Origin of the sequence: Cellulomonas wangsupingiae (genome assembly GCF_024508275.1) — a bacterium.
In the GTDB taxonomy this organism is placed as follows: domain Bacteria; phylum Actinomycetota; class Actinomycetes; order Actinomycetales; family Cellulomonadaceae; genus Cellulomonas; species Cellulomonas wangsupingiae.
Window position 1 is genome coordinate 3110383 of the sequence record NZ_CP101989.1, and the last position, 20858, is coordinate 3131240.

A 20858-nucleotide genomic window follows, 5' to 3' on the forward strand; every position below is an offset into this window, starting at 1 on the left:
GTCACCCACCCAGCCAACCCCCCGCGCGAGAGAGCAATCCAGTCACCCACCCCACCCCGCCCCCGCCGCGAGAGAACGATCCAGTCCGCCCCCGCCGCGAGAGAGCAGTCCGGTCCTGCCGGATCGACCTCTCACGAGCAGAGGTGTGCGGACGGCGCCCACCGGGGCTCCTCCGGGGGTTCCACCAGGAGGCATCGACCTCGTGGCACCCGACGCGAGCTCCCGTCGGGGTGAGGCGCACCCGGGGGTGGTGGGAGGATCGGGGGGTGGGTCCCGGCGAGCTGCTCGACGTGCTGCTCGCCGGTGGTCGGCGGGCGGAGCGCGCGACCCACGTACGGCACCTGCCGGGGCGTGACGGCACCCGGGCGGACTGGCCCGCGTGGGCGGACGCGGACCTCGTCCGGGGGTACCGGGCGCTCGGCGTCGAGCGGCCGTGGGAGCACCAGGTCGACGCGGCCGACGCCGCCTGGTCCGGCCGGCACACCGTGCTCGCGACGTCGACGGGCTCGGGCAAGTCCCTCGCGTTCTGGTTGCCCGCGCTCTCGGCGGTCCGCCGCGGGGCCACGGGCGCCGTGCCGGACCCGGGGGCCATCGAGTCCGTACGGCGCAGGCCGACGGTGCTGTACCTCAGCCCGACGAAGGCGCTCGCCGCCGACCAGCTCGCCGGGCTCGAGCGCCTGCTGGGGGCCGCCGGCACGCGGGACGTGCGCGTCGCGACGTGCGACGGTGACACCTCGCGTGACGAGCGCCGTTGGGTGCGCGAGCACGCCGACGTCGTGCTGACCAACCCGGACTTCCTGCACTTCGCGCTGCTGCCCGCCCACGCGACGTGGTCACGGGTGCTCGCGTCGCTCGCATTCGTCGTGGTCGACGAGTGCCACGCCTTCCGCGGGGTCTTCGGTGCGCACGTCGCGCTGGTGCTGCGGCGGCTGCGGCGGCTCGCCGCGTCGTACGGGGCGTCACCGGTGGTGGTACTGGCGTCGGCGACGACGTCCGACCCCGCGGCGAGCGCAGCGCGGCTGCTGGGGGTGCCCGCCGACGAGGTGCACGCCGTGACCGCGGACACGTCGCCCGCGGGGCGCAAGACCGTCGTGCTGTGGCAACCGCCGGAGCTGCCCGGGGGTGACGGACCGTGGGCCTCGTTGCTGCCGGCCGAGGACCCGTGGGCGACCGTCGTGGCCGTGCCGCCCCGTGACGACGCCGCCCGGGGCGACGGGGCGACGGCCGAGGACGCGCAGACGGACCCGACCGCAGCTGACGGAGGGCAGGCCGGCCCGCGTGCCCGCCCCGAGGGCTCGGGGCCGCTGGGCACGGGCGAGCGTCTGGTCGCGGTCCCGCAGGACCGTCCCCGTCGCACCGCGACGGCCGAGGTCGCGGACCTGCTCGCGGACCTGGTGGCCGCCGGCGCGCGGGTCCTCGCCTTCACGAGGTCGCGGCGCGGCGCCGAGTCCGTCGCCGCCGCCACGCGCGACCACCTCGCGGCGGTCGACCCCACGCTGCCGCCGCTCGTCTCGTCGTACCGCGGCGGGTACCTGCCGGAGGAGCGCCGCGCGCTCGAGCGCGCGATCCGGTCGGGTCACCTGCGTGCGCTGGCGACGACGAGCGCGCTCGAGCTGGGCGTCGACATCTCGGGCCTGGACGCCGTGCTCATCGCCGGGTGGCCGGGCACCCGGGTCTCGCTGTGGCAGCAGGCCGGGCGCGCGGGACGCGCCGGCGCCGACGGGCTCGTCGTGCTCGTCGCCCGCGAGGACCCGCTCGACACGTACCTCGTGCACCACCCCGAGGCGGCCCTCGACGCCCCCGTGGAGGCCACCGTGTTCGACCCCGGCAACCCGTACGTCCTGGCGCCGCACCTGTGCGCCGCCGCCGCCGAGCGACCGCTGCGCGCCGACGAGCTCGACCTGTTCGGGCCGCGCGCCCTCGACCTGCTCACGGAGCTGACCGAGCGCGGCATCCTGCGTCGGCGCACGTCGGGCTGGTACTGGACCCACGCCGAGCCGGCGAGCCGGATGACGGACCTGCGCGGTGCCGGCGGTGACCCGGTGCGGGTGGTGGAGACCGCGACGGGCAGGCTGCTGGGCACCGTCGACGCCGCGTCGGCGGACGCGAAGGTGCACCCCGGCGCCGTGTACGTGCACCTCGGCGCGACCTACGTCGTGGACGCGCTGCACCTCGACGACGGCGTCGCGCTGGCCACACGGCGCGACGTCGACCACGGCACGTGGGCGAGCTGGATCACGTCCACGACGGTGGTGGACGTGGAGCGCGAGGTCCCGTGGGGGCCCGTCACCTGGTGCTACGGGCAGGTGGACGTCACGACGCAGGTCGTCGGCTACCAGCGCCGACGCATCCCGGACCTCCAGGTGCTCTCGACGCACGAGCTCGACCTGCCGGCGCGGACGCTGCGCACGACCGCCGTCTGGTGGACCGCACCGCCCGAGGTGCTCGAGGCGGCGGGCGTCACGCTCGAGGTCGCCCCGGGCGCCCTGCACGCGGCCGAGCACGCGTCGATCGGTCTGCTGCCCCTGCTGGCGACGTGCGACCGCTGGGACCTCGGCGGCCTGTCCACGCTCGTGCACCCCGACACCGGCCACGCGACGGTCTTCGTCCACGACGGCCACCCCGGGGGCGCCGGCTTCGCCGAGCGCGGCTTCGAGCTCGGGCCCGTCTGGCTGACGGCGACGCGCGACGCCATCGCGGCCTGCCCGTGCGCGACGGGCTGCCCGGCGTGCGTGCAGTCGCCCAAGTGCGGCAACGGCAACGAGCCGCTCGACAAGTCCGGGGCGCTGCGGCTGCTCACCACGGTGCTGGGCCATGCCGCGGACGCGGCGCCCTCCTGAGGGGCGCCGCCCGGCGGGTGCGGCTGGCCGCGGCCCGGCCCGTGCGCTGTCCTTCACGGCTCCGGCGGCCGCCGCGACCTGCACCTCGACCGTCACCACCCCGCCGGCGCCGGTCACGCACGACGTGAGCACGGCACCGTTCCGGCGGGCAGCCTCCCCGGCGGCGGCGCAGGGGGCGCCGTCCCCGTCGGCGGCGTGCTGCGCGGCCGCGAGCGCGGCCAGGTCCGCCGCGACGGCAGCGCGTGCCGCCACGCCATGGGCGGAGCCGACCAGTGCCGCGGCGACCACGAGCGTCCCCGCGACCGCGATCACGGCCAGCACGAGGACGGATCCCGCACCGGCGTCGTGCGGCTCGTCGCGCCGGCCACCGCGTCGACCGACCAGGCGTCGACCCGCCAGGCGTCGACCCGCCAGGCGTCGACCCGCCAGGTGTCGACCTTCCCGCACCGGTCCCGGGCGGCTCACGGCTCGGCCCACGCCGTCGCGGCAGCGCGCGCCCGCATCCCGGCGGACCACCCGGTGAACGGCGCGCTCACCGTCACGGTCACCCACCCGTCCGCGCGCCGCACGGCGACCTCACCGCCGCGGTCGCCGAGCACGTGGCGGGCCGCGTCGACGACCACCGGGTCCGGCTCCCCGAGCGCGGCGACCCTCGCGGCGGTACGCGCCGCGTCCAGGCACGTCAGCCGCGTGAGCGTGGCCGCACCCGTGGCGAGCAACGCCAGGAGGACCACCGAGACGGCGACGAGACCCACGGCGAGCTCCGCGGTGACGGCGCCGCGGTCGCCCAGGACGCCCGCGCGTCGAGCCGCGAGCGCGGCGCGACCGCGGCACCGCCGGCTCACGCGCCGAGCGCCTGCCGCACGATGCCGGTGAGCAGGCCCTTCACCTCGCTCCCCTTGAGCACCACGACCAGCACGCCCGCGAAGCCGACGGCCGCGAGCGTCGCGATCGCGTACTCGGCCGTGGCCATGCCGGCGTCGCCGGCACGGTCGTTCAGGCCACGCAGCCGCTGCGGCAGCGAGCTGCTCGCGACCGTCCGCTGCCACGCCCGCCGTACCCGCGCCGTGCCCGCCGCGTGATGTGTCACCGCTCGTCCCATCGTCATCTGCTCCTTCGTCGTCGACCTGGCCCGCGCGGTGGCGGGCCCGGGGCACCGTCCGGCGCCCACCACGAGCGTCGCCGTCGCGCGCCCCGCGGCACGGCCGCACCGACGGATCGGGGGACGGGGCCGACACGACCGGTCGCTGTGGGCGGCTCGCCGTCGCTCCGACGCCCGCCACGACGGGCAGCCACCGCGCAGCCCTCACCCGCTGCCGCCGAGCAGGTCCCCGGCCAGCCCGAGGACGACGGGCACGAGCCCGAGCAGGACGAACGCCGGCAGGAAGCACAGCCCCAGCGGCAGCGTGAGCCGCACGCCGAGCGCACCGGCGGCCGCACGCACGCGCGCTCGTCGTTCACGACGCAGCCGGGCGGCAGCGGCGCGCAGCTGCGGACCTGGTGACGCGCCTGCCTCGCGGCCCACGCCGAGCACGCGGCCGAGGGCGGCGACGGACGCCGGCGCACCGGCCCACGCGGAGTCCCACGTCGCACCTAGGCTCAGCGCCGTCCCCACCTGGAGGAGGGCGTCGCCCTCCGTGCCGCCGAGATGCCGTCCCGTGACGGCGAGGGCGGCGGGCACGGCGGCACCCCCGCGGACCGCGGCGGCGCACAGGTCCAGCACGAAGGCAGGGTCGAGGACGTCGGGCGCTCGGCGCGCACGGACCCGGCGACGGGACGCAGCCGGCTGCGAGCCGCCCGCCACCGGGCGCCCACCGGCCGCGGGGCGGATGCTCGCACGCGGCACCGCGCGTCGGCCAGCTCTCCAGGGAAGCCGCGCCACCAGGAGCGCCGCGGCGACCACGACCCCGACGACGAGCGGCGTCACGGCGCACCTGCGCGGCGCAGCAGGGCCCCGACCCACAGCCTCCCGACGACGACCAGGCCCACGCCCACGAGGCCCAGGACGCTGCCGAGGGCGCCGTCCGTCAGGACCTGCCAGGGGCGGGCGCCCATCGCCGCGCCGACCAGCAGGCCGAGCGCCGGCAGGAAGGTGAGCACGCGGGCGGTGGCGCGCGGACCGGCGAGCGCCGCCGCGATCTCGCCGGACTGCTCGGCGTCGGCGGCGACTGCCTCCGCCAGGTCCTCGAGCACGTCCGCCAGCGGCGCCCCGGTCTCGGCGGCGACGTGCGCGCCGGCCACGACGGCCCGGACCCGTGACCGCTCACCGCCCCGGTCCCCCACGACGGCGGTGAGGAGCTCGGCGGCCGGGACCTCACCGTCGACGCCCGCACCCAGCGCCGCGCGCCACGCCGCCGCCGGCGGCAGCCCTGCGCGCACCTGCGCCGCCACCGCGTGCAGGAGGCCGGCGAGGTCGTCGTCGCCCGGGGACGGGGCCGACGCCCTGTGGCGCGACCACGGCCGTGGCCCCCGACGCCGGCGGGACCCGTCACCGACCGGCACCGGCACCCCGGGCGGCCCCGCGGACCCACCGCCGCGCGACCCCCGGACGACCCCTCGGCGCGGGCACGGACCGGCGAGCGCGGACACCGCGAGCGCCACGAGCACGCCGACGAGCAGGCTCACCGGCCACCGCCGGCACGCGGCCGCCTCATGCGCCCACCCCGGTACGCGCCGCGAGCCGTTCCCATCCCGCGCCGGTGCGCACGGCGCCGTGCTCGGTGACCTCGACGGCCGTCGTGACGCGCAGGGCGCCGTCGTCCCGCCGGTCGACGACGGCGACCTCGGCCAGGTAGCGGCGCCCCGTGTCGGGCGCCCGCCGGACGCGGCGGACGTGCAGCACCGCGTCGACGGCGCTGGCTGCCTGGGCCGCCAGCGCACCGCGGTCGAGGCCGGCGAGGGCGGCGAGGGCCTCGAGACGTGCGGGGACGTCGCCCGCCGTGTTGGCGTGCAGCGTGGCGCACCCGCCCTCGTGACCCGTGTTGAGCGCCGCCAGGACGTCGCGCACCTCGGCGCCGCGGCACTCGCCCAGCACGATGCGGTCCGGCCGCATGCGCAGCGCCTGCCGCACGAGGTCCGCGAGGTCGACCCCACCGGCACCGTCGACGTTCGCCGGCCGGGTCGTCAGGCGCACGACGTGCGGGTGGTCCGCGACGAGCTCGCCGGCCTCCTCGACCAGCACGATGCGCTCGTCGTGCGGGACCAGCGACAGCAGGGCCGCGAGCAAGGTCGTCTTGCCGGCTCCGGTGGCGCCGGACACCAGCAGGTTGGCGCGCGAGCCGACCAGACCGTGCAGGACGGGCACCAGCGCGGGGGCGACGGCACCGGCTGCCGTGAGATCACGCAGCGTGAACGCGCGCGGCCGCACGACGCGCAGGCTCAGGACCGTGCACGGCCCAGCGAGCGGAGGCAGGACCGCGTGGAGCCGCGTGCCGTCCGGCAGCCGTGCGTCCGCCGTCGGCGCGGCGTCGTCGAGCCGGCGTCCCGCAGCGGCCGCGAGGCGCACGGCGAGCGCGCGGACGTCCGCGGGACCCCCGAGGTCCACGTCGACGCGGACGAGTGCACCCGTGTGCTCGACCCAGACGTCGCACGGCCCGTTGACCAGCACGTCCGTGACCGCCGGGTCGTCGAGCCACTCCTGCAGCGCCCCCGCCCCGAAGACCTCGTCCGCGACCGCGCGCACCGTCTCGGCGAGCGGCACGGGTCCCAGCAGGGTGCCGTGGGCGCGCAGGGCCCCGTCGACCAGGGCCGCGAGACCCGCCGGGTCGGGCGGGCGCGTGCGCAGCGCCTCGCGCACGCGCGCGAGGACCGCCCCCGGCACGGCACGACGGGCGGGCGCAGCGCTGCGCAGCCCGCCGACGACCCTGCTCCCGCCCACGCCGGCCGCCCCCGCCCGCACGAGCCCGTCGTTCACGCCGGGAGCCCGAGCCGGCGGGCGACGGCCGCAGCGGAGCGGGCCGCCGGACCCCGCCCTCCCGGTCCGGTCCGCTCGGCGCGCGTCGCCAGGGCACGGTCGCGACGCGCCACGTGCCAGACGTCGAGCCCGCTGGCGTCGGCGACGTCGGCCGCGGCCAGCGAGGCGCGCGGGCCCCCCTGCACGACGAGCCCGCACGCCGTCGCGGCCTCGTCGAGGCGCGGCCGCAGGGCGAGGGCCCCGGCGACGCTGCGCAGGTCGGGGCGTGCGACCACGGCCACGGCGTCGCACGCGGCCAGGGGCGCGTCGCCGTCGACGACGGTGCCCCGGTCGAGGTCGAGGACCAACGCCCCGACCTCGCAGGCCAGAGCGTGCAGGACGTCGACACGTACGCCCGCGTCGACGGGCGCGGGCCGGGTGCGATCGGCCGAGAGCACGGCGCACGAGCCCCAGCGCGGCAGCAGCGCGACGACGTCGGCTCCGCGGACGTCCCCGCCGGCGCCGCGCAGGTCCGGCCAGCGCGCGCCGTCCACCTCCTCGACGCCCACGACGACGTCGAGGCCGCCGGCGCCCCGGTCGAGGTCGACGAGGACGGTGGAGGTGGTGCGCGACAGGTGGCGCGCGAGCAGCGCGGCCAGCGTGGACGCCCCGACCCCGCCGGCCGCCCCGACGACCCCGACCACCAGTGCCCTGCGACCTCGCTCCACGGCATGCCTCCGTCCGTCGCGGGTGGACCCCCGCGTCGGCCGACTCTGTCGTCCCGGGACCGGCCGCGGGCGACGACCGTCGACATCTGTGGACGCGCCGAGCGTGCGGAGGGCTGGGGACGGCTCGGCACGCGTCCGCGGCCGCGCGGGGCTCCCGCGTCCACAGGCGGGTGACGGCGCAACATGCCGGACACCCGGGCCCCCTACAGTCCCCGACCATGCTGCTCGACCCCGGTACCGGCCCCGTCCGCGCCGCCACCTACCTGCCGTCGACCCCCGGGAACGTCCTGTGGGGCCGGCTGCCCTGCGCCACGGACACGCCCGTCCTGTCGGTGGACCCCGGCACCGAGGTCACGATCGACACGCTGAGCCACGAGGGCCTGCTGGAGGACCAGGGCCGCGACCCGCGCGCGTTCTTCGGTGCGCACGGCCTGACCGACGTCCTGGCCGACGCGATCGCGCTCGCCGCGTCCGACCACCCCCACGATCCGCACGTCGACGGTCCTCACGTCGTCACCGGGCCCGTCGCGGTGCGCGGTGCCCGGCCCGGCGACGTCCTCGCGGTCACGGTCGTCGAGACCCTGCCGCGCGTCCCCTACGGGGTGATCTCGAACCGCCACGGCCGCGGTGCGCTGCCCGGCGAGATGCCCGAGGACGGCGCCGAGGTCGTCAGCGTCCTGGCCCGCCTGGACCAGCGCGGGACGCGGGCCGTGATGCCCCGGGCGGCGGGCAGCGACCGCACCGTGTCGTTCCCCCTGGCGCCGTTCCCGGGGATCGTGGGCGTCGCCGTCGCGGGCGACGAGCGACCGCACTCCGTGCCACCGGGAGCGCACGGCGGCAACCTCGACATCAACCTGCTGCAGGCCGGCGCGACGCTGTACCTGCCGGTGCAGGTGGACGACGCGCTCGCGTACGTCGGCGACCCGCACTTCGCGCAGGGGGACGGGGAGGTGGCGCTGACGGCGCTGGAGGCGTCGCTGCGGGTCACGTTGCGGTTCGACCTGCTCCCCCGTCCCGACGCCGTCGCAGAGCTCGGTCCCCTGACCGGGCCGCTGCTGCGCACGGCCGAGCACCTCGTCCCCACGGGCCTCGACGCGGACCTCGACGAGGCGCTGCGCAAGTGCGTGCGCGCCGCGCTGGACCTGCTGCAGGCGCGGTTCGGCATGGACCGGGCCCACGCGCTCGCGTACCTGTCGGCCGCCACGGACTTCGACGTGTCCCAGGTGGTCGACCGGGTGACGGGCGTCCACGCGCGGATCCGGCTGGCCGACCTCGAGGAGCCGGAGGGGACGCGCGCATGAGGACCGACCCCCCGCCCGGCCTGCTCGCGGCCGTCCGCGCCTACGAGCGGGCCCTCGGCACGGACGACCTGGACGCCCTCGACCGGCTGTTCGCCCCCGGCCCGCAGACGCTGCGGGGCGACGCGGGCGGTCTGCTGGTCGGGCACGACGAGATCGCGGCCTTCCGCGGGGCGCGCGGCGGGGCGCCGGAGCGTCGGCTCGTGGAGGTGCACGTGCGCACGGCCGACGACGACCACGCGCTGGTCGTCGCGGTGACCGAGCTGCTGCGCGGCGGCCGGGGTCAGCAGACCCAGCTGTGGGAGCGCACCGCCGAGGGCTGGGTGGTGGCGGCCGCGCACGTGCACGCGCCGGCGCCGGCGTTCGACCCCCGGGTGTGGCGCGTCCTCGGCGACCCCCTCGTCACGGGCAGCGCCGACGGCCCGCTGGCGCGGCGCACCGTCGCGGTCAAGGACCTCTACGCGGTGGCCGGTCAGCGCGTCGGTGTCGGCAACCCGACGTGGCTCGACGGGGCGGACGTCGAGCCGGCGCACGCCCCCGCGGTCGCGCGCCTCCTGACGGCGGGGGCCGACGTGCGCGGCATCGCACGCACCGACGAGCTCGCGTACTCCCTCGCGGGCACCAACACGCACACCGGCGCCCCGCCCAACCCCCGGGCGCCCGGCCGGGTGCCCGGGGGGTCGTCCTCGGGCTCCGCCGCAGCCGTGGCGCTGGGGCAGGCGGACGTCGGGCTGGGCACCGACACCGGCGGGTCCGTCCGCGTCCCGGCGTCGTACCAGGGCCTGTACGGGGTGCGCACGACGCACGGAGCCGTGCCCACGACCGGTGTGGTGCCCCTCGCTCCGTCGTTCGACACGGTCGGCTGGCTGACGCGCGACGCCGACCTCCTGGCCGCCGTCGGCGACGTGCTCCTCCCGCCCGACCTCGCCGCCGGCACCTGGTCGCCCCGCCTCCTCGTCAGCCCTGACCTGCTGGCGCTCGCGCAGGACGACGTCGCCGCGCGGGTGGGCGCCTTCGCCGCCGCCGCCGGGGCGACGGCGAGCGACGCGTGGCGGACCGTCGACGTCGACGCGTGGGCCGAGGTGTTCCGCGTGCGGCAGGCGTGGGAGGCGTGGCGGGCGCACGGCGCCTGGGTGCGCGCGCACCCGGGCGCCCTGGGGTCCGACGTCGCCGGCCGGTTCGCCGTGGCGTCCCGCGTCGACGACGCCACGGGCGGGGCCGCCGGCGAGCGCCGGGACGCGATCCGCGCGCAGGTGCTCGACCTCCTCGGCGACGACGTGCTCGTCGTCCCGGCCGCCGCGTCGGTCGCCCCGCGGCCGGTCCCGGCCGAGCTGGAGGCCGTGCGCGCCGCCACCCTGCGCCTGACGTGCGTCGCGGGTCTCGGCGGCCTGCCGGCCGTCGTCCTGCCCACGCGCCACGAGGCCGGGTCGACCTCTCACGCACCGGAGGGCGGGGCGCTGCCCGAGCCGGGGCGACGGGCACCGTTCCCCGTGGGCGCCTGCCTCCTGGCCGCACCCGGCCGGGACCGCGCGCTGCTCGCCCTGGCGCGCGAGCTCGCCGCCAGGCTGTGACCCGCGCCCGCGCGACGCGACGTCGCGGACGCCGGCCCCCGACCACCGGGTGCGCACATGTTCACGCTGCTGAAACAACCGTTTCCCTCGGTGACACATCGCCCGCCTACGGTCGGCCGCAGGTGAGAGGACACGTGGATGCTGCTGGAGGAGTTCGACACGCTGCCGTCCGCGGACGCGCAGGCGCTCGTGCGGGCGTGCGCCGACGTGCCGTGGTGGGCCGACGCGGTCGTGGCGGGGCGCCCGTACCGGTCGGTCGCGGCGCTGCGGGAGCACGCCGCGCAGCAGGCGCTGGCCTGGTCGCACGCGGACGTGGAGCGGGCGCTGGCCGACCACCCGCGCATCGGTGAGCGGCACCGGTCGGCCGGGCGCTCGGCCGCGATGTCGGCACGCGAGCAGTCGGGGGTCGAGGCGTCTGACGCGGACGTGGCCGCCCGCCTGGCCGACGGCAACGCGCGGTACGAGGAGCGGTTCGGCCGCGTCTACCTCGTGCGTGCCGCCGGCCGCAGCAGCGCCGAGATCCTCGCGCTGCTCGAGCAGCGCCTGACGCACGACGACCTGACCGAGGCGGAGGTCACGGCCCAGCAGCTGCGCGAGATCGCCGCGCTGCGCCTGACGGGCCTGGTCACGGCCGCGGCCGTCGACGGCGTCCACGCGCGCGCCACGGAGCCCGTCGCATGACCACCTGCTCGACCCACGTGCTCGACGCGGTGGCCGGCCGGCCCGCCGTCGGCCTGGACGTCACGCTCCTGGACGCAGAGGGCACGGTCCTCGAGAGCCGTCGCACCGACGACGACGGTCGCGTGCGCTGGGCCGCCACGCTCGCGACGGGCACGTACGTCCTGCGCTACGCCACGGCCGCCTGGTTCGCGGCCGCGGGGGTCGCGACGGTGCACGCGGCGGTCCACCTCGAGGTCCTCGTCGACGACGCCGAGCCGCACTACCACCTGGCTCTGCTGCTGAGCCCGTTCGCCTGCACGACGTACCGAGGGAGCTGACGTATGGCCGTGGGAGAGGTCGTGCTGGGATCGAACCAGTACGGGAAGGCCGAGGTGCGGCTCGTGCGGGTCACGCGCGACACCCCGGTGCACGAGATCGAGGACCTCACGGTCACCACGCAGCTGCGCGGCGACTTCGCGGCCTGCCACACCACCGGCGACAACGCCCAGGTCGTCGCCACGGACACGCAGAAGAACACCGTGTACGCGTTCGCCCGGCAGTTCGGCGTCGGGTCGCCCGAGCGGTTCCTGCTGCGGCTGGCACGTCACTTCGTCGACGGGTTCGACCAGGTGACGGGTGGGCGGTTCGCGGCCGACGTGCACGCGTGGGACCGCATCGCGGTGGACGGCGAGCCGCACGACCACGCGTTCGTCCGCACGGGCCGCGAGACGCGCCGCACGGTCGTGCAGGTCGACGGCGACGACGTCCACGTGGTCTCGGGCTTCACGGGGGCGACGGTGCTGAAGTCGACGGGCTCGGAGTTCTGGGGCTTCCCGCGCGACGCGTACACGACGCTGCCGGAGACCAAGGACCGCGTCCTGGCGACCTCGGTGACCGCGTGGTGGCGGTGGGCGGACCCGGACGTGGACTTCGAGGCCCGCTACCCCGTGGTGCGCGACCTGCTGCTGGCGACGTTCGCGCAGGTGCACTCGCTGGCGCTGCAGCACACGATCTTCGAGATGGGCAGGGCCGTCCTGGAGGCGTGCGACGACGTGGCCGAGGTGCGGCTGTCGTGCCCCAACAAGCACCACTTCCTCGTCGACCTCGAGCCCTTCGGCCTGGACAACCCGAACGAGGTCTTCTACGCCGCCGACCGTCCCTACGGCCTCATCGAGGCCGACGTGCGACGCGAGGGCGATCCGCCGGTGCCGCACGTGTGGGCGTCCGTGCCCGGGTTCGTCTGAGGCGGCCTCGATGACGACGACGGCCCCGGCCGGCCGGCCGGCGACGAGCAGCCCCGCGCCCGGTGACCTGGTCGCCGCGGTCCGCGGGCGCCAGGTGCTCGTCGACGGGGCGCTGCGCCCCGCGACCCTGCGCGTCGTCGACGGCCGGGTGTCGGCCGTCGACGCGTACGACGCACCCGTCGAGGGCCCGGTGCTCACCGCCCCCGACCACGCGTACGTCCTGCCGGGCGTCGTGGACACGCACGTGCACGTCAACGAGCCGGGCCGCACGGCGTGGGAGGGGTTCGCGTCGGCCACGCGGGCGGCGGCGCTCGGCGGGGTCACGACGCTCGTCGACATGCCGCTCAACAGCATCCCTCCGACGACGACCACGGCCGGCCTGGCCGCCAAGCGCCGCGCGACGACCGGGCAGCTGTCGGTGGACGTGGCCCTGTGGGGCGGTGCCGTGCCCGGCAACCTCGACGACCTGCGTCCGTTGTGGGACGCGGGCGTCATGGGCTTCAAGTGCTTCCTGTCGCCGTCGGGCGTCGACGAGTTCCCGCCGCTCGGCCCCGCCGGCTTCGAGGCGGCCCTGCGGACGGTGGCGGCGTTCGACGGGCTGGTCATCGTCCACGCCGAGGACCCGACCGTGCTCGCGGGCGCCCCGGTGCGGCCGGGCGGGTCGTACCGGGACTTCGTCGCGTCGCGTCCGCACGAGGCCGAGACGGCCGCGATCGCCCGCGTCGTCGCCGGTGCGCGCGCGACCGGCTGCCGCGTGCACGTCCTGCACCTGTCGAGCGCCCGCGCGCTGGACCTGCTCGCCGACGCGCGCGCCGAGGGTCTGCCGGTGACGGTCGAGACGTGCCCGCACTACCTGACCTTCGACGCCGGGGCGATCCCCGACGCGTCTCCGGCGCACAAGTGCTGCCCGCCGATCCGCGACGCGGGCAACCGTGAGGCGCTGTGGGACGGCCTGCGCGCGGGTGTCATCGACGTCGTCGTCACCGACCACTCCCCCGCGACGGCGCAGGAGAAGCTGCGCGGCGACGGGGACCTGCAGCAGGCGTGGGGTGGGGTCGCGGGCCTGCAGGTCGGGTTCCAGGCGGTCGCGCACGGCGCCGCGGCCCGCGGCATCGAGATCGCGCAGGTCAGCCGGTGGATGTCGACGTCCACGGCGGACCTCGTCGGGCTCGGCCACAAGGGCCGGCTGGCACCCGGCGCGGACGCGGACGTGCTGGTGCTCGACCCGCGCACCCCGTGGCACGTCGACGCCCGCACGCTGGCCCACCGGAACCCGATCAGCGCGTACGACGGCGTCGAGCTGTCCGCCTCGGTCGCCGCCACGGTGCTGCGGGGGCGGGTCGTCGTGCGGGACGGTGCCGTGACCGCCGGGACCGGCCGGCTGCTGAGGCGCGCGTGACCCAGGGCGCACCTGGCCGAAACCTCGGTGAAACGGCCGTTTCGTAGCGTGCCGCCCATGACCCTGAACCCCCCGCACCGCCTGCTCATGGGGCCGGGCCCGATCAGCGCCGACCCGCGCGTGCTGCGCGCGATGTCCGCACCGCTGGTCGGGCAGTTCGACCCGGTGATGACGGGGTACATGAACGCCACGCAGGACCTCTACCGCGAGGTGTTCCGCACCGCCAACGACGCGACGCTGCTGGTCGACGGCACGGCCCGCGCGGCGATCGAGGCGGCGGTCGTGTCGCTCGTCGAGCCCGGGGACCGCGTGCTCGTCCCGGTGTTCGGGCGGTTCGGCCACCTGCTCGTCGAGATCGCCCGGCGTGCCGGTGCGGTCGTCGAGACGGTCGAGGCCCCGTGGGGCCGGGTCGTCGACCCGCAGCGCGTCGCCGACGCCGTGCGCGCCCACCGGCCCCGGCTCGTCGCGGTCGTCCACGGCGACACCTCCACGACGATGCGCCAGCCGCTCGCGGACCTCGGCGCCGTGTGCGCCGAGCACGACGCGCTGCTGTACGTCGACGCGACCGCGTCCCTGGGCGGCAACGACGTGCGCACGGACGACTGGGGCCTCGACGTCGTCACGGCCGGGCTGCAGAAGTGCCTGGGCGGGCCGTCGGGCAGCGCACCGGCCACGCTGTCGGACCGGGCGCGTGACGCCGTGCGTGCGCGCCGGCACGTCGAGGAGGGCCTGCGCACGGACGACGACGAGCCGCGCGGCACCGTCATCGGCTCCAACTACCTCGACCTCGCCCAGCTCCTCGACTACTGGGGCCCGCGCCGCCTCAACCACCACACCGAGGCGACCTCGATGCTGTACGCGGCGCACGAGTGCGCGCGGATCCTCGTCGAGGACGGGCTCGACGCGACGATCGAGCGCCACCGCGTCGCCGGGGAGGCGATGCTCGCGGGCGTGCAGGGCCTCGGGCTCGGCGTGTTCGGCGACGTCGCGCACAAGATGCACAACGTCGTCGCGGTGGAGGTCCCGCAGGGCGTCGTCGCCGACGCGGTGCGCGCGTCGATGCTCGACGACTTCGCGATCGAGATCGGCACGTCCTTCGGCCCGCTGCACGGGCGGGTGTGGCGCATCGGGACCATGGGCGTCAACGCGCGCAAGGACGCGGTGCTGACCACGCTCGCGGCGCTCGAGCACGTGCTGCGCACGCAGGGCGTGGCCGTCCCGACGGGTGGCGGCGTGACCGCCGCGCAGGAGGTGTACGCCGCGTGACGTCCGCCGCCGAGGTGCTGCGACGCTGCGACGCGCTCGCCGGGTGCAGCGAGCACGCGGAGCACCTCGACCGCGCGCACCTGACGCCCGCGCTCGCCGCGGCGCAGGGCTTGGTCGAGGGCTGGATGGCCGCGGCCGGGCTGCGCACGTGGCGCGACCAGGCCGGCAACCTGTGCGGACGCGCCGAGGGACGCGAGCCGGGCCTGCCGGCGCTGCTGCTCGGCTCGCACCTCGACACGGTGCCCGACGCGGGCCGGTACGACGGCATGCTCGGCGTCCTGCTGGCCGTCGCCGCCGCCGAGCGGCTGCGCGACGAGCTCCCGGCGTGGCCGTGCGCGCTGGAGGTCGTCGGGTTCACCGACGAGGAGGGCGCGCGCTTCGGCACTGCGCTGCTGGGGTCCCGCGCGCTGGCCGGCACGTGGGACGACGCCTGGTGGGCGCTGCGCGACGCGCACGGCACGACGCTCGAGCAGGCCGCCCGCGACTTCGGCCTCGACCCGGCGCTGGTGGGCACGGCCGCGCGTCGGCCCGGCGAGCTGGTGGCCTACCTGGAGGCGCACATCGAGCAGGGCCCGCTGCTCGAGGAGGCGGACCGCTCGCTGGGCGTCGTCACGACCATCGCGGGTGCGCAGCGGTTCCGCGTCGAGGTCGTCGGGGAGGCGCGGCACGCGGGTGGGACGCCGTACCCGCGGCGACGCGACGCCCTCGTCGGGGCCGCCGAGGCGATCGTGCTGATCGAGCGGACGGTGCGCGACTCGGGGGCGATCGCGACGGTCGGGCAGGTCGCCGTGGAGCCCGGCGCCGTCAACGTCATCCCCGGCCGCGCCGTGTTCTCCGTCGACCTGCGGGCCGCGACCGACGGCGAGCGCGACGCGATGCGCGCCACCCTGCTGGCCGGGATCGCCGACGTCTGCGCGGCGCGCGGGCTGACGATGCGCGTGACCGACCTGTACGAGGCCCCCGCCACCCCGTGCGCCGGCTGGTTGCGTGACGCCCTGCGCGACGGCGTCGCGACGACCGGTGACACCGACCCGCTCGACGTGTGGAGCCGGGCGGGGCACGACGGCATGGCCGTGTCCGCCGTGACGGACGTCGGCATGCTGTTCCTACGCTGCGGCGACGGCATCAGCCACCACCCCGACGAGTCGGTGCGCGAGGCCGACGTCGCCGCGGGGCTGGACGCGCTGACGGCCGCGGCGCGCACCGTCGCGACGCGGACCGGTGCCGCAGCGGCCCACGCCGCACAGGCCCACGCCGCCCGGGCCGGTTCCGCACAGGCCGACGCGGAGGCACGCGCGTGACGACGACGGTCCCCGCCGTCGCACCGGCACCGTCCGCACCTGCCGCACCTGCCGCGCCGGCCGCACCGGACCTCGACGGCCTGCGCCTCGACGAGCGCGTCGTCGCCCGCTACGCGGACCTGCCGCCCCAGGAGCGCAAGGGCGCCGACGTGCTGCTCGAGCACTTCGGCGACCTCGCGACGTACTCGGCCGCCGAGCTCGCGACCCTCGCGGGTGTCTCGAAGGCGACCATGAGCCGCCTGTTCCGCAGCCTGGGCTTCGACGACTTCACGCAGGTCCGCGACCACCTGCGGCGCCTGCGCGGCCACGGCCTGCCGGTGACGCTCGGCGCCACGCCGGACCTCGACGCGCACGCCGACGCCGAGAGCGCCGCCGTGCGCGTGGCCGCGGCGAGCCTCGCGGTGCACGTGGACGCGGTCGCCGACCTGCTCGCGCACGCGCCGCGCGTCGTCGTCGTGGGCCTGCGCAACAGCTACCCCGTCGCGCTGCACCTGCGTCAGCAGCTCACGCAGGTGCGCCCGCACGTCACGCTGCTGCCGCAGCCCGGGCAGTCGTGGTCGGAGGACGTCGTCGACCTGTCCGGGCAGGACGCCGTGGTCCTGGTCGCGTTCCGCCGCCGCCCGCCGGGCGTGCGCGCGCTGGCCGAGCGGCTGCACGCCGCGGGCACGCCCGTCGTCCTGCTGGCCGACCCCACCGCGCGTGCCCTGGCGGCCCACGCGACGTGGTGGCTGGAGTGTCCGGTGCAGGCCCGCGGTGCGTTCGACTCGTACGCGGCCGCGTCGTCCGTCGTCGCCGCGCTCGCCGACGCGGTCCTGGCCCGGCGCGGACGCACGGGTGAGCAGCGCGTCGCCGCGATCGACTCGGCGTACCGCACGCTCGGAGAGGTCGAGGCGCGCTGATGGACCTCGCCGTGGAGTCCCTGCGGGCCGCCCGCACGCGTGCCGACCTGCGCCTGGCGCCCGGTGAGCGCCTGCTCGCCGGCGGCACCTGGCTGTTCTCCGAGCCGCAGCCCGGGGTCACGGGCCTCGTCGACCTGACGACGCTCGGGTGGGAACCGCTGGAGCGCACCCGCGACGGCCTGCGCGTCGCCGCGACGTGCACGGTCGAGCAGCTGGCCGCGCACACCCCCGACCCCGCGTGGACCGCGTGGCCGCTCGTCGGTGCCTGCGCGGACGCCCTGCTCATGTCGTTCAAGGTCCAGGGGCAGGCGACGGTCGGCGGCAACGTCGCGATGGCGCTGCCCGCCGGTGCCATGACGGCGCTGCTGGTGGCCCTCGACGCGGTCGCCGTGGTCTGGACGCCGGACGGTGGTGAGCGCCGCTCGGCCGTCGCCGACCTCGTCGTCGGCCCCGGCTGCACGACGCTGGCGCCCGGTGAGGTGCTGCGCGCGTTCGACGTTCCCGGGCACGCGCTGCGGGCGCGGGCGGCGGTGCGGCAGGTGTCGCTGACGGCCGTCGGCCGCTCGGCGTCGTTGGTGGTCGCGCGGCGGGACGCCGACGGCACCGTGACGCTCACCGTGACGGCCGCGACGCCGCGCCCGGTCCAGCACCGGTTCGCCTCGCTGCCGACGTCGACCCAGGTCAGCGGGGTACTGGCCGGGCTCGAGTGGTACGACGACGTGCACGGCGCCCCGGACTGGCGGCGCGCCGTGACGACCCTGCTCGCGCACGAGGTCGTCGAGGAGGTGACCGCATGAGGGTCGACGGCCAGGACGTCACCGCGACGCCCGCACCGGGCCAGTGCCTGCGCACGTTCCTGCGCCAGGAGGGGCACGTCGCGGTGAAGAAGGGCTGCGACTCCGGGGACTGCGGCGCGTGCACCGTGCTCGTCGACGGGCAGGCGCGGCACTCGTGCCTCCTGCCCGCGGCTCGCGCGGTCGGCTCCGAGGTCACGACGGCCGCCGGCCTCGGTACGCCCGACGCGCTGAGCCCCGTCCAGGAGGCGTTCGTCGAGGCCCAGGGGTTCCAGTGCGGGTTCTGCACGGCCGGCATGGTCGTCACCGCGACGGCCCTGGCCGACGACGCCGGACACGTGCACCTCGACGAGGACGGGCTGGTCCGCCGGTTCAAGGGCAACCTGTGCCGGTGCACCGGGTACCGGGCGGTGCGCGACGCGCTGGCGGGCAAGGCGAACGTCGTGCGCGACGGCGGGGTCGGGGACCCGGTGGCCGTGCCCGCGGGGCGGCGGATCGTGTGCGGGCGCGAGCCGTTCACGCTCGACGAGGTGCCGACCGGGCTGCTGCACCTGGCCGTGCTGGGCTCGCCGCACGTGCACGCGCGCATCGTCGCGATCGACACCACCCGCGCCGAGGCGCTGCCGGGCGTGTACCTCGTGCTCACCCACCGCGACTCCCCCGACGTGCTCTTCTCGACGGGCCGCCACCAGCACCGCACCGACGACCCCGACGACACGCGTGTCCTCGACGACGTCGTGCGGTTCCACGGCCAGCGCGTCGCGGCCGTCGTCGCGGACTCGGTGGCGCTCGCACGGGCGGCGTGCGCGTTGATCGACGTGGAGTACGAGCCGCTCCCCGCAGTCCTCGACCCGGAGGAGGCACGCCGCCCCGGTGCCCCGCTGGTGCACGGCGACAAGGACGCCGCGGCGTCCCGCATCGCCGACCCGGCCCGCAACGTGGTGGCCGCGAGCCATGGCGAGGTCGGGGACGTGGCGGCCGCGCTGGCGGCGTCGGCGCACGTGGTGCGGGGCACGTGGCGCACGGCCCGCGTGTCGCACACGGCGCTGGAGACGCACGCGGCGGTGGGCTGGCTGGACGACGGCGGCCGGCTCGTGGTCCGCACGAGCACGCAGGTGCCGTTCCTCGTGCGCGAGGAGCTGTGCCACGTGTTCGGGCTCGACCGCGAGCGCGTGCGGGTCGTCGCGGCGCGCGTCGGCGGCGGGTTCGGCGGCAAGCAGGAGGTGCTCACCGAGGACCTCGTGACCCTCGCCGTGCTGCGCACCGGACGGCCCGTGCAGTACGAGATGACCCGCGAGGACGAGCTCGCGCTGGCGCCCTGCCGGCACCCGATGCGCGTCGAGGTCACGCTGGGCGCCGACGCGGACGGGCGGCTGACCGCGATGCACCTGGACGTCCTCTCGGACACCGGCGCATACGGCAACCACGCGCCGGGCGTGCTGTTCCACGGCATCCACGAGTCGGTCGCGCAGTACCGGTGCCCGGCCAAGCGCGTGGACGCCGAGGCCGTGTACACCCACCAGCTGCCGTCCGGCGCGTTCCGCGGGTACGGGCTGGGGCAGGTGATGTTCGGGCTGGAGTCGGCGGTCGACGAGCTGGCGCGCGAGGTCGGGATCGACCCGTTCGAGATGCGGCGGCGCAACGTCGTGCGCCCCGGCGACGAGTTCCTCGTCAACCACGCCGACACGACGACGGACCTGGGGTACGGGCTGGTCGAGCCGGGCGACGACACCCCGTCCTACGGGCTCACGCAGTGCCTCGACCTCGTCGAGGACGCGCTGGCGACGACGCGGGCGGGCGACGCCGCGCTGGTGCCCGTGGGTGAGCGGTGGCGCGTGGGCGAGGGCATGGCGGTCGCGATGATCGCGACCATCCCGCCGCGCGGTCACCACTCGACGGCGACCGTCTCGGTCGCCGCGGACGGCTGCTACGAGGTCGCGGTCGGCACCGCCGAGTTCGGCAACGGCACGTCGACCGTGCACGTGCAGCTCGTCGCCACGGCCCTGGGCACCACGCCGGACCGGGTGCGGCTGCGGCAGTCGGACACCGACCGCGCGGGGTACGACACGGGTGCGTACGGGTCGACGGGGTCGGTCGTCGCCGGGCGCGCGGTCGCCCAGGCGGCGGCGCTGCTGCGCGAGGAGCTGGTGACGGCGGCCCGCGGGATCGTCGAGGGCGCCCACGAGGCGGGGGTCGCGTCGGGTCGCGCACCGACGTCGCATGACGCCCCCGTCGTCGGACCGGACGGGGTGCGCGTCGGCGACCGGCTCGTGACGTTCGCCGAGCTCGGCCCACGATCCGCCGACGGCTCGCACCACGGCAGCCCGCGCTCCGTGGCGTTCAACGTCCACGGGTTCCGCGTCGCCGTCGACACCGCGACCGGCACCGTGCGGATCCTGCAGTCGGTGCAGGCCGCCGACGCCGGCGTCGTGCTGAACCCTGAGCAGCTGCGCGGCCAGATCGAGGGCGGTGTCGCGCAGGGCATCGGCTCGGCCCTGCTGGAGGAGACGGTGCTGCGCGACGGGATCGTGGTCACGCGCGCGCTCCGCGGCTACCGCGTCCCGCAGATGGCCGACGTCCCCCCGACGCGCGTCCTGCTCGCCCGCACCCGCGACGGGCTCGGCCCGCACGGTGCGAAGTCCATGAGCGAGGCACCGTACAACCCCGTCGCACCCGCGCTGGCCAACGCGGTCCGCGACGCCCTGGGCGTCCGCCCGCACGAGATCCCGATGACGAAGGACCGGGTCTGGCGTCTGGCGCGGGGGGCATAGGCGAGGTGAGCCGAGCCCATCGGCGAGCAGGTGCACTGAGGTTCACCCGACCTGGGCAACGCCACTCTGGTACTGCCCACGCCTCGGATGACAGCCGCCCGCGAAGACTGCGCCCTCCGTGCCAGCGCCAACCCAGCGAGACATCGCCCCGCCCTCGCGGCGGGCACCTGCGTGCGAAGGAACGTCCTGGGCATC

General features: G+C 77.1%; 18 protein-coding genes and 1 pseudogene. 12 read left to right on the forward strand and 7 right to left on the reverse strand.

Annotated elements, in window-relative coordinates; all coding sequences use genetic code 11:
- The first annotated feature begins 266 nt into the window (after positions 1 to 266).
- Positions 267 to 2840 (forward strand): DEAD/DEAH box helicase, encoded by a 2574-nt coding sequence (locus tag NP075_RS14405; RefSeq protein ID WP_227565308.1) that lies wholly within the window; start codon positions 267 to 269, stop codon positions 2838 to 2840.
- A gap of 42 nt (positions 2841 to 2882) precedes the next feature.
- Here NP075_RS14405 and NP075_RS14410 read toward each other — a convergent pair.
- The 7 genes and pseudogenes from NP075_RS14410 to NP075_RS14440 form a co-directional block, all read right to left on the reverse strand.
- A pseudogene (locus NP075_RS14410) lies at positions 2883 to 3392 on the reverse strand (Rv3654c family TadE-like protein); the annotation flags it as partial.
- Positions 3302 to 3685: a TadE family type IV pilus minor pilin gene (locus tag NP075_RS14415; RefSeq protein ID WP_227565307.1), complete on the reverse strand. Its 384-nt coding sequence runs from the start codon at positions 3683 to 3685 to the stop codon at positions 3302 to 3304. The gene NP075_RS14415 and the pseudogene NP075_RS14410, both read right to left, overlap by 91 nt.
- Positions 3682 to 3930 (reverse strand): DUF4244 domain-containing protein, encoded by a 249-nt coding sequence (locus NP075_RS14420; RefSeq protein ID WP_256791138.1) that lies wholly within the window; start codon positions 3928 to 3930, stop codon positions 3682 to 3684. Before NP075_RS14420 ends, NP075_RS14415 begins: the two co-directional genes overlap by 4 nt.
- Positions 3931 to 4146: 216 nt before the next feature.
- Positions 4147 to 4767, reverse strand: coding sequence for a type II secretion system F family protein (locus NP075_RS14425; RefSeq protein ID WP_227565305.1), 621 nt, complete (start codon positions 4765 to 4767; stop codon positions 4147 to 4149).
- A complete protein-coding gene (locus NP075_RS14430) occupies positions 4764 to 5465 on the reverse strand; it encodes a type II secretion system F family protein (RefSeq protein ID WP_227565304.1) in 702 nt (233 codons plus the stop codon). The genes NP075_RS14425 and NP075_RS14430 overlap by 4 nt, the downstream gene beginning before the upstream one ends.
- Positions 5466 to 5490: 25 nt before the next feature.
- Positions 5491 to 6690, reverse strand: a complete 1200-nt coding sequence (locus NP075_RS14435; RefSeq protein ID WP_255630214.1) for a TadA family conjugal transfer-associated ATPase — start codon at positions 6688 to 6690, stop codon at positions 5491 to 5493.
- A 59-nt stretch (positions 6691 to 6749) separates the two neighbouring features.
- A complete protein-coding gene (locus NP075_RS14440; protein WP_227565302.1) occupies positions 6750 to 7460 on the reverse strand; it encodes a CpaE-like family protein in 711 nt (236 codons plus the stop codon).
- Between the two features lie 218 nt (positions 7461 to 7678).
- On the opposite strand from NP075_RS14440, the gene NP075_RS14445 reads away from it, so the two are divergent.
- The 11 genes from NP075_RS14445 (at position 7679) to NP075_RS14495 (ending at position 20663) form a co-directional block, all read left to right on the forward strand.
- Positions 7679 to 8761 carry an acetamidase/formamidase family protein gene (locus NP075_RS14445; RefSeq protein ID WP_227565301.1) on the forward strand — a complete coding sequence of 361 codons (1083 nt, stop codon included), beginning with the start codon at positions 7679 to 7681 and terminating at the stop codon, positions 8759 to 8761.
- Positions 8758 to 10329 carry an AtzH-like domain-containing protein gene (locus tag NP075_RS14450; RefSeq protein WP_227565300.1) on the forward strand — a complete coding sequence of 524 codons (1572 nt, stop codon included), beginning with the start codon at positions 8758 to 8760 and terminating at the stop codon, positions 10327 to 10329. The genes NP075_RS14445 and NP075_RS14450 overlap by 4 nt, the downstream gene beginning before the upstream one ends.
- Positions 10330 to 10467: 138 nt before the next feature.
- Positions 10468 to 11010 carry a 2-oxo-4-hydroxy-4-carboxy-5-ureidoimidazoline decarboxylase gene (gene uraD / locus NP075_RS14455; RefSeq protein WP_227565299.1) on the forward strand — a complete coding sequence of 181 codons (543 nt, stop codon included), beginning with the start codon at positions 10468 to 10470 and terminating at the stop codon, positions 11008 to 11010.
- Complete coding sequence (gene uraH / locus NP075_RS14460; protein WP_227565298.1) at positions 11007 to 11327, forward strand: hydroxyisourate hydrolase; 321 nt, start codon at positions 11007 to 11009, stop codon at positions 11325 to 11327. Before uraD ends, uraH begins: the two co-directional genes overlap by 4 nt.
- 3 nt (positions 11328 to 11330) lie before the next feature.
- Positions 11331 to 12233: a factor-independent urate hydroxylase gene (pucL, locus tag NP075_RS14465; protein WP_227565297.1), complete on the forward strand. Its 903-nt coding sequence runs from the start codon at positions 11331 to 11333 to the stop codon at positions 12231 to 12233.
- Positions 12234 to 12243: 10 nt separating this feature from the next.
- Complete coding sequence (allB, locus tag NP075_RS14470; RefSeq protein WP_227565296.1) at positions 12244 to 13632, forward strand: allantoinase AllB; 1389 nt, start codon at positions 12244 to 12246, stop codon at positions 13630 to 13632.
- Between the two features lie 57 nt (positions 13633 to 13689).
- Complete coding sequence (locus tag NP075_RS14475) at positions 13690 to 14898, forward strand: pyridoxal-phosphate-dependent aminotransferase family protein (protein ID WP_227565295.1); 1209 nt, start codon at positions 13690 to 13692, stop codon at positions 14896 to 14898.
- A complete protein-coding gene (locus tag NP075_RS14480; protein WP_227565294.1) occupies positions 14895 to 16199 on the forward strand; it encodes an allantoate amidohydrolase in 1305 nt (434 codons plus the stop codon). Before NP075_RS14475 ends, NP075_RS14480 begins: the two co-directional genes overlap by 4 nt.
- Positions 16196 to 17098 (forward strand): MurR/RpiR family transcriptional regulator, encoded by a 903-nt coding sequence (locus NP075_RS14485; RefSeq protein ID WP_227565293.1) that lies wholly within the window; start codon positions 16196 to 16198, stop codon positions 17096 to 17098. Before NP075_RS14480 ends, NP075_RS14485 begins: the two co-directional genes overlap by 4 nt.
- The gene (locus NP075_RS14490; RefSeq protein WP_227565292.1) at positions 17098 to 17895 is read left to right on the forward strand and encodes an FAD binding domain-containing protein; all 798 of its coding nucleotides are present in this window, start codon (positions 17098 to 17100) and stop codon (positions 17893 to 17895) included. Before NP075_RS14485 ends, NP075_RS14490 begins: the two co-directional genes overlap by 1 nt.
- On the forward strand, positions 17892 to 20663 hold the full coding sequence (locus NP075_RS14495) for a molybdopterin-dependent oxidoreductase (RefSeq protein ID WP_227565291.1): 2772 nt from the start codon (positions 17892 to 17894) through the stop codon (positions 20661 to 20663). The genes NP075_RS14490 and NP075_RS14495 overlap by 4 nt, the downstream gene beginning before the upstream one ends.
- Positions 20664 to 20858: the final 195 nt, after the last annotated feature.

Bases quoted from the DNA above. Each gene is read 5' to 3' on its own strand.
- NP075_RS14445 (WP_227565301.1), top strand. From the start codon at position 7,679: ATGCTGCTCGACCCCGGTACCGGCCCCGTCCGCGCCGCCACCTACCTG.
- NP075_RS14475 (WP_227565295.1), top strand. From the start codon at position 13,690: ATGACCCTGAACCCCCCGCACCGCCTGCTCATGGGGCCGGGCCCGATC.
- allB (WP_227565296.1), top strand. From the start codon at position 12,244: ATGACGACGACGGCCCCGGCCGGCCGGCCGGCGACGAGCAGCCCCGCG.
- uraH (WP_227565298.1), top strand. From the start codon at position 11,007: ATGACCACCTGCTCGACCCACGTGCTCGACGCGGTGGCCGGCCGGCCC.
- uraD (WP_227565299.1), top strand. From the start codon at position 10,468: ATGCTGCTGGAGGAGTTCGACACGCTGCCGTCCGCGGACGCGCAGGCG.
- NP075_RS14490 (WP_227565292.1), top strand. From the start codon at position 17,098: ATGGACCTCGCCGTGGAGTCCCTGCGGGCCGCCCGCACGCGTGCCGAC.
- pucL (WP_227565297.1), top strand. From the start codon at position 11,331: ATGGCCGTGGGAGAGGTCGTGCTGGGATCGAACCAGTACGGGAAGGCC.
- NP075_RS14495 (WP_227565291.1), top strand. From the start codon at position 17,892: ATGAGGGTCGACGGCCAGGACGTCACCGCGACGCCCGCACCGGGCCAG.
- NP075_RS14450 (WP_227565300.1), top strand. From the start codon at position 8,758: ATGAGGACCGACCCCCCGCCCGGCCTGCTCGCGGCCGTCCGCGCCTAC.